This is a genomic window from Paraburkholderia sp. (genome assembly GCF_034668105.1).
In the GTDB taxonomy this organism is placed as follows: domain Bacteria; phylum Pseudomonadota; class Gammaproteobacteria; order Burkholderiales; family Burkholderiaceae; genus Paraburkholderia.
Map to the genome: position 1 here is coordinate 1 of NZ_JAXDPY010000218.1, position 10622 is coordinate 10622.

At 62.0% G+C, this 10622-nt stretch carries 9 protein-coding genes; 6 read left to right on the top strand and 3 right to left on the bottom strand.

Going from position 1 to position 10622, the window contains the following annotated elements; all coding sequences use genetic code 11:
* Window positions 1-98 precede the first annotated feature (98 nt).
* Complete coding sequence (locus QOC89_RS10240) at window positions 99-1493, top strand: ethanolamine ammonia-lyase subunit EutB (RefSeq protein ID WP_323044906.1); 1395 nt, start codon at window positions 99-101, stop codon at window positions 1491-1493.
* Window positions 1490-2275, top strand: coding sequence for an ethanolamine ammonia-lyase subunit EutC (gene eutC, locus QOC89_RS10245; RefSeq protein WP_323044907.1), 786 nt, complete (start codon window positions 1490-1492; stop codon window positions 2273-2275). Before QOC89_RS10240 ends, eutC begins: the two co-directional genes overlap by 4 nt.
* Before the next feature lie 72 nt (window positions 2276-2347).
* Here eutC and QOC89_RS10250 read toward each other — a convergent pair whose 3' ends face one another.
* Window positions 2348-2743 (bottom strand): DUF779 domain-containing protein, encoded by a 396-nt coding sequence (locus QOC89_RS10250; protein ID WP_323044908.1) that lies wholly within the window; start codon window positions 2741-2743, stop codon window positions 2348-2350.
* 64 nt (window positions 2744-2807) lie between these two features.
* Window positions 2808-4328 (bottom strand): aldehyde dehydrogenase, encoded by a 1521-nt coding sequence (adh, locus tag QOC89_RS10255; protein ID WP_323044909.1) that lies wholly within the window; start codon window positions 4326-4328, stop codon window positions 2808-2810.
* Between the two features lie 327 nt (window positions 4329-4655).
* Between adh and QOC89_RS10260 the strand changes: the two genes are divergently transcribed.
* Window positions 4656-5705: a helix-turn-helix domain-containing protein gene (locus tag QOC89_RS10260; RefSeq protein WP_323044910.1), complete on the top strand. Its 1050-nt coding sequence runs from the start codon at window positions 4656-4658 to the stop codon at window positions 5703-5705.
* A 14-nt stretch (window positions 5706-5719) separates the two neighbouring features.
* Here the strand turns inward: QOC89_RS10260 and QOC89_RS10265 are convergent, their stop codons facing one another.
* Entirely contained in the window at window positions 5720-8158 is a 2439-nt protein-coding gene (locus tag QOC89_RS10265) for a heavy metal translocating P-type ATPase (protein ID WP_416340388.1), read from the bottom strand.
* Window positions 8159-8238: 80 nt separating this feature from the next.
* Between QOC89_RS10265 and cadR the strand changes: the two genes are divergently transcribed.
* From cadR to dbpA, 3 genes are all read left to right on the top strand, one after another.
* Window positions 8239-8670, top strand: a complete 432-nt coding sequence (gene cadR / locus QOC89_RS10270; protein ID WP_323044911.1) for a Cd(II)/Pb(II)-responsive transcriptional regulator — start codon at window positions 8239-8241, stop codon at window positions 8668-8670.
* 110 nt (window positions 8671-8780) lie between these two features.
* The gene (locus tag QOC89_RS10275; RefSeq protein ID WP_323044912.1) at window positions 8781-8981 is read left to right on the top strand and encodes a hypothetical protein; all 201 of its coding nucleotides are present in this window, start codon (window positions 8781-8783) and stop codon (window positions 8979-8981) included.
* 43 nt (window positions 8982-9024) lie between these two features.
* On the top strand, window positions 9025-10428 hold the full coding sequence (gene dbpA, locus QOC89_RS10280) for an ATP-dependent RNA helicase DbpA (RefSeq protein ID WP_323044913.1): 1404 nt from the start codon (window positions 9025-9027) through the stop codon (window positions 10426-10428).
* Window positions 10429-10622 lie beyond the last annotated feature (194 nt).

A 10622-nucleotide genomic window follows, 5' to 3' on the forward strand; every position in this document is an offset into this window, starting at 1 on the left:
GTTGACGCGCCGTCAACGCGAAGTGGCGCCGTCGGACACTTTGCTCGAAGAATGATGGATCGAGCCGCTGCGCAGGCAGCGGCGATGGAGTCGTAGAGATGAGCTTTACCGAGACAATCGGCAGCCGCACTTATCGCTTCGCCGATCTGAAGACGTTGATGGCCAAAGCGAGTCCGCAGCGTTCGGGCGACCAGCTCGCGGGCGTCGCCGCGGCGAGCGAAGAGGAGCGCGTCGCGGCCAGGATGGCGTTGGCGCAGGTGCCGCTGCGCACCTTTCTCAACGAGGCATTGATCCCGTACGAAAGCGACGAGGTGACGCGCCTCGTGATCGACGATCACTCGCCCGAAGCGTTCGCTGAGATATCGCATCTCACGGTCGGCGATTTCCGCAACTGGCTGTTGAGCACCACGACCGATGCCGACGCGCTCACGCGTATCACCGCCGGCCTCACGCCCGAGATGGTCGCGGCGGTCTCGAAGCTGATGCGCAATCAGGATCTGATCACGGCGGCGCGCAAACGTCCGGTGATTACGCGGTTTCGCAATACGGTCGGCTTGCCGGGCCGCATGTCGGTGCGTCTGCAACCCAATCATCCAACCGACGATGTCAAGGGCATCGCCGCCTCGATGCTCGACGGCCTGATGTACGGATGCGGCGACGCGATGATCGGCATCAACCCCGCCGGCGACAATCTCGCCGCGATCACCAAGCTGTTGCTGATGATCGACGATTTCCGCCAGCGCTATCAGGTGCCGACGCAATCGTGCGTCCTGACTCACGTCACCAACACGATCGCCGCGATTGAAAAAGGCGCGCCGGTCGATCTGGTATTTCAGTCGATTGCCGGAACGGAGAAAGCGAACGCGGGTTTCGGCATTTCGCTGGCGCTGTTGCAAGAGGCATATGAGGCTGGGCTGTCGCTGAAACGCGGCACCGTCGGCAATAACCTGATGTATTTCGAAACCGGCCAGGGCAGTGCGTTGTCGGCCGACGCGCATTTCGGTGTCGATCAACAGACATGTGAAGTGCGCGCCTACGCAGTCGCACGCAAATTCAATCCGTTTCTGGTGAACACGGTGGTGGGCTTCATCGGACCGGAGTATCTGTACGACGGTAAGCAGATCACACGCGCGGGCCTTGAGGACCACTTCTGCGGCAAACTGCTCGGGGTGCCGATGGGTTGCGACATCTGCTACACGAATCACGCCGAAGCCGATCAGGACGACATGGATAATCTGCTCACGCTGCTCGGCGTGGCGGGCATCAACTTCATCATGGGTATCCCGGGTGCGGACGATGTGATGCTTAACTACCAAAGCACCTCATTTCATGACGCGCTGTATGTGCGCGATGTGCTCGGCCTGCGCCGCGCACCGGAATTCGAAGAATGGCTGGAGTCGATGCAGATCACCGACTCGCGTGGCGCGTTGCTGAGTGCATCGACTCAACAACCGCTGCTGGAAGGCGCACGCGACTGGATGGGCATCGCATGACCGACTTCCTTGAAAAGAATCCATGGAACGCGCTGCGGCAATTCACCAACGCGCGCATCGCGTTGGGCCGTGCGGGCAACAGTTTGCCGACTGCACCGTTGCTGGCGTTCAACCTGTCGCATGCGCAGGCGCGCGACGCCGTGCATCACCCGCTCGATACGGACGTGCTGCACGAACAACTGCGCGCGCAAAGTTTCAGCACGCTGGATGTGCATAGTGCCGCGCCTGATCGCGAGCATTATTTGCGGCGTCCGGATCTCGGCAGGCGGTTAAGCGATGAGAGCCGCGCAGCGCTCAAGCAATTGAAGGTGGACTCACCAGAGGTCGTTTTCGTCATCGCCGACGGCCTGTCTGCATTCGCTGCATCGAAGCAGTCGATTCCGCTGCTGCAAGCAGTCTGCGCAAAACTCACGGACTGGAACATCGGCCCCATAGTAGTCGCGCGTCAGGCCCGCGTCGCGCTCGGTGATGAGATCGGCGAACTGCTCAATGCCAAACTGGTTGTGATGCTGATCGGTGAGCGCCCAGGTTTGAGTTCGCCTGATAGCCTCGGCATCTATCTGACTTATGCGCCGAAGGTGGGCTGTAGCGATGCGCAACGCAATTGCATTTCAAACGTGCGGCCGGAAGGTCTTAACTACGAATCCGCCGCACACAAGTTGCACTATCTGCTGACGCAGGCGAGGCGCCTGGGTCTCACGGGTGTTGATTTAAAAGACGATAGCGACGCGCTGCTGGCGAGTACACCGACAACGCCCACGGTCGGCGACGATTCCAATTAGACGCGGCAAGTGGCGGGAGCGCGCGCGGGGAAGGCCAGCAGCCGGCCGCGATTCAAATCGCCGACGCGCCACTCAAGCGTCCGCCCGTTCCACAGGATGCGTCTCGAGCCACGCATTTTCATCGTCCGCGAAGAGTCTGGAACGCGTGAGAAAACGCAACCCGCTTGGCCGCTCCAGTGAAAACATCCCGCCATTACCCGGCACCACATCGATAATTAACTGCGTGTGCTGCCAGTATTCAAACTGCGATTCGCTCATGTAAAACGGCACGCCGGCAATCGTGCCGAGTTTCACATCGGATGAGCCGACCATGAACTCGCTCTGAGGAAACATCATCGGCGCGCTGCCGTCACAGCATCCGCCGGATTGGTGAAACAGCACGGCCCCGTGTTCGGCGCTTAGCTTATCGATCAAATCGACCGCAGCAGGCGTGGCGATCACACGGGCCACTTCCTTCTCATCAGCCATCACATGCCCTCGCTGAAAAAGAGCGAGCCGCGCAATGCCGCCCGCTCGAACAGGCTCGTTACGCTCAGAAGAAGCCGAGCGGCTTATCGCTGTAACTCACGAGCAGGTTCTTGGTCTGCTGATAGTGGTCGAGCATCATCTTGTGATTTTCGCGGCCAATGCCCGATTGCTTGTAGCCGCCAAACGCAGCATGGGCCGGATACGCGTGATAGCAGTTGGTCCACACGCGGCCCGCCTGGATTTGCCGGCCGAAGCGATAGGCGCGCGTACCGTCGCGGGTCCAGACGCCGGCGCCGAGACCGTACAGCGTATCGTTGGCGATTTCGAGTGCTTCATCCTCGTTCTTGAAGGTGGTCACGGAAACAACCGGTCCGAAGATTTCTTCCTGGAAGATGCGCATCTTGTTGTGGCCGCGGAACACGGTCGGCTTCACGTAGTAGCCCTTGTTCAGTTCGCCTTCGAGCAGGTTGCGCTCACCGCCGATCAGACACTCAGCGCCTTCCTGTTTGCCGAGGTCGACATACGAGAGAATTTTTTCGAGCTGTTCCTGCGAGGCCTGCGCACCGATCATCGTTTTCGTATCGAGCGGATGGCCTTGCGTGATCGCAGCCACACGCTTCAACGCGCGCTCCATGAAGCGGTCGTAAATCTTCTCGTCGATCAGCACACGCGACGGACACGTGCAGACTTCGCCCTGATTCAGCGCGAACATAGTGAAGCCTTCGAGCGCCTTGTCGAAATAGCTGTCGTCTTCGTTCATCACGTCGGCGAAGAAAATGTTCGGGCTCTTGCCGCCGAGTTCGAGCGTCACGGGAATGATGTTCTGGCTCGCGTACTGCATGATCAGGCGGCCCGTGGTCGTCTCGCCCGTGAAAGCGATCTTCGCGATGCGCTTGCTCGATGCAAGCGGCTTGCCGGCTTCAAGGCCGAAACCGTTCACCACGTTCAGCACGCCCGCCGGCAGCAAATCGTGGATCAGTTCGAGCAGCACGAGAATCGACGCAGGCGTTTGCTCAGCCGGCTTCAGCACGACGCAATTGCCGGCCGCCAACGCAGGCGCGAGCTTCCACACGGCCATCAGGATCGGGAAATTCCACGGAATGATCTGGCCGACCACGCCGAGTGGTTCGTGAAAGTGATAGGCAACGGTGTCGTGGTCGATCTCGGAGATCGAGCCTTCCTGCGCACGCACGGCGCCGGCGAAATAACGGAAATGATCGATGGCCAGCGGGATATCCGCAGCCATTGTTTCGCGCAGCGGCTTGCCGTTGTCGATTGTTTCGGCCACGGCGATGCGTTGCAGATTCGCTTCCATCCGGTCGGCGATACGGTTCAGGATATTCGCGCGATCGGTGGTCGAGGTCTTGCCCCACGCTGCTTTCGCACGATGCGCGGCGTCGAGCGCGAGTTCGATATCGGCTTCGCGTGAACGCGGGATCGACGTGAACGGTTCACCGGTGATCGGCGACACGTTGTCGAAATACTCACCGCCCACGGGCTTCACCCATTCGCCGCCGATAAAATTTCCATACTGCTTTTTGTACGGGAATTCGGTGGTCAGAAACTGCATTTCTGCGTGATTCATCTGTGTGCTCCTCACATGTTTGAATGGGCTATATTCGGCTCGATATTTCGCTTGGCCGCGAAAGGCTAGAGCCAGAACTGTGCCAATGCACCGCGCTGGTGAGCGGTGCACGTGCAGCAAGCACACTTGCAAAGCGGGGCGCAAAGCCCTGTTGCATTGATCGAGAAATGAACGTGTCGTTTCTGATCAGTGTGTGTGGTGCTGCTCAGGAATTGAACAGAACGTCAGCATCTGGCATTGCAGTCGGGGCCAACAAGGCAAGTGGCGGACCGCATCGGCATGGGAATTGCCTTCGTTTGCCCTTCAATACTTCATTCGTGGATCGGTATGGCGATTGAATCCCGCAACGACAGCCTGACAGCCCGCACGCACGTGCATCCGCAACAGCCGAGCTTTTGCGTGCAGACCCGCGTCGCCTACGACGCCGACGAGCAGGCGCGCAACCTCCACGGATGGAATCAGACCTACGATCAACTGACCGCAGGCCGCTTCGTCGGCGGTTTGACGGAGTTGTGTCTCGATCATATGCAGGTGTTCGTCGAAACGACCAGCCATACGCTGCGGCAAACCTGCGAAGTGCAGGAGGACGCCTACTGGTTCGGCATTCCAACTTGCCCCGAAGGTTCCGGCCGTATCGACGCACAGGTGATCGCGGCCGATGCGCTCGCATTCCGTCCGGGCGGCATCGAATTCGAATTGCTGACCTCGGCGGGCTACGAGATTTTCGGCGTGGTGGTGAAAGGTGAAGTACTGCGGCGGTACGCGGCGGAAGTGGAGCGTGTCGGTCTCGCGGACCATCTGCCGAACACGCAAGTCGTGTCGATCGGCATGGCTCGCAAGGCGCGTTTGTGCGCGTCGCTGCGCCAGTTGCTCGACGACGGAGCGGCGCGCGGCGCACCGTTGTCCTCGTTCGCACGCAACAATTTGCAGGCGTCGGTGTTGGCCTCGCTATTCGATGTGGGCGCGTTGCCGGCCGACGGGCCGCTTGAAATGACCACGCGTTCGCGGCGTCAGTCGATCGTGTCGGATGCGCGTGAATATGTGCTGGCTCACCGCGACCGCGCGATCAACGTGCCGGAGTTGTGCGAGCGCTTGCATGTGAGCCGTCGCACGTTGCAATACTGCTTTCAGGACGTGCTCGGGATGGCGCCCGCCACGTATCTGCGCGCAATCCGGCTGAACGGCGCGCGGCGCGATCTGTGCAACGCGTCGCCTGAAACGCGCTCGGTTCAGGACGTCGCGGCCGCGTGGGGCTTCTGGCATCTGAGCCAGTTTGCGACCGATTACCGGAAGCTGTTCGGCATGAAGCCTTCGGATACTTTAAAGGCCGCAGTCGGCGCTCGTGAGGCGACCGGGAATCGGTCGTTCGCTCACTAGGATCACCCAACGCATTATTTGCGCAGCAGCCGCAAGCCATTGCCCACCACCAGCAGGCTTGCACCCACATCGGCGAACACGGCCATCCACATCGTGCCGAGGCCCATCACGGTAAGCACGAGGAAGACGCTCTTGATGCCCAGCGCCAACGTGATGTTCTGCACCAGCACTGAATGGGTCGCCTTCGATAAGCGGATGAACAGCGGAATCTTGCGCAGATCGTCGTCCATCAGAGCGACGTCGGCGGTTTCGATCGCGGTGTCGGTGCCCATCGCGCCCATCGCGAAGCCGATGTCCGATCGCGCCAGCGCGGGGGCGTCGTTGATGCCGTCGCCCACCATACCGACCGTCGCGCCTTCCTGCGACCACTGCGCCACCGCGTTTAGCTTGTCTTCGGGCAACTGATTGCCGCGTGCTTCGTCGATGCCGACTTGCTGCGCGATGGCGGCGGCTGTGTGTGGGTTGTCGCCGGTGAGCATGGCGGCGCGCACGCCGAGACGCTGCAATTCGGCGATGGCGGCGCGGCTCGTGTCCTTTACCGTATCGGCGACGGCGAACAGCGCAAGCACGCGTTCGGCATCCACCAGCATCACAACGGTTTTACCCTGCCGCTCGAGCGCATCCAGCCGCGCTTCGAGCGACGCCGAGCAACGCCCGAGCTCCTCGACCAGACGATGATTGCCGAGCCAATACGGCAAGCCGTCGATTTCGCCGCGCACGCCGCGGCCTGCCAGGGCCTCGAACGCATCGACGGTGGCACTGACGACACCTTCGCTTTTCGCCGCAGCCGCAATCGCAATCGACACCGGATGATCCGAGCGACCCGCAAGACTCGCCGCAAGCGTCCGACAACGAACGGCATCGACATCGACATCAGCCTCGACCAGCATCTCGAACTCGGTTTGCACCGGCTTGCCGTGGGTAATCGTGCCGGTTTTGTCCAGCGCGAGCCAGCTGAGCTTGCGGCCCTGTTCGAGGTAAGCGCCGCCTTTGATCAGGATGCCCTTGCGGGCGGCGGCCGCAAGGCCGCTGACGATTGTCACCGGCGTCGAGATCACCAGCGCCTTGTAGACCCATTCGTGCCACTGTCCGCCGAACAGCAACGGCGGCAACACCGCGACGGCGAGCGCGGCAGCGAACACGATTGGCGTGTAGACGCGCGCGAATTGATCGACGAAACGCTGCGTCGGCGCTTTGGTGCCTTGCGCTTCCTCGACCGCGTGAATGATGCGCGCGAGCGTCGTGTTGCTGGCTGCGGCCGTGACGCGATAGTCGAACGAACCGGCCTGGTTGATCGTGCCGGCGAACACCGCGTCGCCCACGGTCTTGTCGACTGGCAGGCTTTCGCCGGTGATCGGCGCCTGATCGATGCTCGAGCGGCCCGCGACGATTTCTCCATCGAGCGCGATCCGCTCGCCTGGCTTCACGCGGACCACCGCGCCGAGCGCGATCGCCTCGAGATCCACGGGCTGCCAGCTGCCGTCGGCTTGCTGCACGCTGGCCTGTTCGGGCGTGAGCTGCATCAGCCCCTGAATGGCATTGCGGGCGCGGTCGAGCGACTTCGCTTCGATCAGTTCGGCAATTGTGAAGAGCACCATCACCATCGCGGCTTCGGGCCACTGCTGCAGGATCAGCGCGCCGGTCACCGCGATGCTCATCAGCGCGTTGATGTTCAGGTTGCCGTTGCGAAGCGCGAGCCAGCCCTTCTTGTACGTCGTGAGGCCGCAGGAGGCGATCGCGAGGATCGCCAGACCCGCCGCCAGCCAGACGGGCGCGCCAAGCCAGCTGGCGGCCTCTGAGGCCGCCGCGGCGATGCCCGCGAGCGCCAGCGGCCACCAGGGCTTAGGCGGCGCACTGGGTGCGCGCGTGGACGTCGCGCCGCTGACGGCGTCCGCCAGCTCAGGCGTGAAGTCGAGCGAACGGATCGCGGCGAGGATCGAGTCGAGGGCGTCCGGTGCGTGCACGACGGTCAATACGCGCTGCATCAGATTGAAGTCCATGCTGCGCACGTAGGGCATGCGGCTGAATTTTTTGCGGATCAGCGCTTCTTCAGTCGGGCAATCCATCTGCATGATGCGGATCGCGGTGCGCACGTCGCTGCCGACCGCTACGGATTGCGGGAGCTTGATCGGGCTGGGCATGACAGGCGTCGTCGCGCAGCAGTCCATGTCGGCGTGGCTGTGGCCGCAACTGTCGCCGCTTGCGTGCGAATGGGCGCTTGCCGATTCATGGGCGTGCACGTGATGGCCGTAGTTGCAGCTTTCACCCTGCTCGTGAGCGTGTTCGTGATCCGGTTCCTGAGCATGCGCCGCGTGGCCGTGGCCGCCGCATGTGCTCTGGCCGTGACCCTCCGTGGCATCGCCCGCATGCTCGTGGGCATGCCCTTCGTGCCCGTGGGCACAGGCTTTGGCCTGTTCCGGGCGGTCCGCTTCGGCGTGCTTCGCATGAGGCATGGGTGGCTTCCTGGTTCGATTTGTGGTCTAGTAAACACCTTGAAGCCACTACAAGGTCAAGGCCGCAATCCGGAGGGTCCATGAAAATCGGCGAACTGGCGAAAATCGCCCATTGCACGACCGAAACCATCCGTTTCTACGAAAAAGAGGGCCTGTTGCCCGAAGCGGAGCGCACCGAGGCCAATTACCGCAGCTATACGGCGAGGCACGTCGAACGCCTGCGCTTCATCCGCAATTGCCGTGCGCTGGATATGACCCACGACGAGATCCGCGGGTTACTGCGTCTCACCGACGCACCGGCGCAAGGCTGCGGCGGCATCAATGCCTTGCTTGACGAGCACATTGCGCACGTCGACGCACGCATCGAAGAATTGAAGCAACTGAAAGTGCAACTGACCACGCTGCGCGAGCAATGCCATGGCGACCAGGCCGTTGAAGACTGCGGCATCGTTCAGGGCCTGACCGAAATGGACGTGAGCGCAACGCGCGCGCGGCATACGCATCTGGGCTGAACGCTTCGCCCGTACTGACGGCGGCGCCCGCCGCGGCAATGACAATATTCACGGCTGGGCCCTTGATCCGGCCCGCCCAATAAACCATCGAATCCAGTTGGAGAATCAACGTGTTTACCTGTAGAAACCAGCCCTGCGGCGAGCAGTGGGAATTGTCGGATGTCGTCATCAAGAATGAAGGGCAGGGGCTGCTGTTCCGTTGCCCGATGTGCGGTGCGCGCAATTACGTCGAACGTTTCGACGGTGAAGATGGCTCGGTGCTGTACGAGCAGATCGAAGGCCGTCCCGCCACCGGCCCCATGGCCGAATAGTCCTTAGCCTTCAGCCTCTTCAGTCGATACCGAGCCCCCTCCTATGAACAGTCCCATTCAAGCCGGCGCGCCGTTTAGCCAGTTACCGCTGCCGCCCGCGACGCTCGCCAATCTGACGCAGCTCGGCTATGTCGAGATGACGCCGATTCAGGCCGCGAGCCTGCCGATCGCGCTGGCCGGCAACGATCTGATCGCCCAGGCGAAAACCGGCAGCGGCAAGACCGCGGCGTTTTCGCTGGCGCTGCTCAACCGTCTCGACGTGCGCAACTTCGCCGTGCAGGCGATGGTGCTGTGCCCCACGCGCGAACTCGCTGATCAGGTCACGCAGGAAATCCGCCGTCTGGCGCGCGCCGAGGAAAACATCAAGGTGCTGACGCTGTGCGGCGGCACGCCAATGCGTCCGCAAACCGCCAGCCTCGAACACGGCGCGCACATCGTGGTCGGCACGCCGGGCCGGATCATGGACCATCTCGAGCGCGGCAGCCTGCCGTTGCAGTCGCTCAACACGCTGGTGCTCGACGAAGCTGACCGCATGCTTGACATGGGTTTCTTCGACGATATCGCCACCGTCGTCAAGCAATGCCCGAAAGAGCGCCAGACGCTGCTGTTCTCCGCGACGTACCCCGAGGGCATCGTCAAGCTGAGCCAGCAATTCCTGCGTAACCCGAAGGAAGTGAAGCTCGCCGAGCGGCACGACAACACCAAGATTCGTCAGCGCTTCTACGAAGTGACCGAAGACCAGCGCCTGCATGCCGTCGGTCTGCTGTTGAACCACTATCGTCCGGTGAGCACGCTCGCGTTCTGCAATACCAAACAGCAATGCCGCGATCTGCTCGACGTGCTGCGCGCGCAGGGTTTTCAGGCGCTCGCGCTGCACGGCGAACTCGATCAACGTGAGCGCGATCAGGTGCTGATTCAGTTCGCGAACCGCAGTTGCTCGGTGCTGGTCGCAACCGATGTCGCCTCGCGCGGTCTGGACATCGCGGAGCTCGAAGCGGTAATCAACGTCGACGTGACGCCGGACCCGGAAGTGCACGTGCACCGTATCGGCCGCACGGGTCGCGCGGATCAGGAAGGCTGGGCGCTCAGTCTCGCGAGCATGAACGAAATGGGCCGCGTGGGCAGTCTCGAACAGGCGCAGAAGCGTGAAGTCGAATGGCATAAGCTGGCCGATCTCAAACCGGCGAGCAATGAGCGGCTGCTGCCGCCGATGGAAACGCTGCAGATTCTCGGCGGCCGCAAGGAAAAGATCCGTCCGGGCGACGTGCTCGGCGCGCTGACAGGCGAAGCCGGTTTCGCCGGTTCACAGATCGGCAAAATCAACGTGACCGAAATGTCGACCTATGTCGCCGTGGAGCGCAGCGTCGCGCGCGACGCACTGCGCAAGCTCAGCGCCGGCAAGGTGAAGGGCAAGAAGGTCAAAGTCCGGATGATGGACGACGCCTGATCGTCGATAGTTTGCTTTTGGCGTGGCGTTGCCCGGGAATGCCGGCGTGCGAGGAACATCGCGCCGGCACTGGATTCGCGGGATAGACGCGGGCCGGTTGATGAGCAAACACGGCTGCGACCGCCTGATCGCAGCCGCCTAATTATCCGCATCGCCGCTGCGCGCCAGCGCAGCAAATCGCGCATTCGCATCGC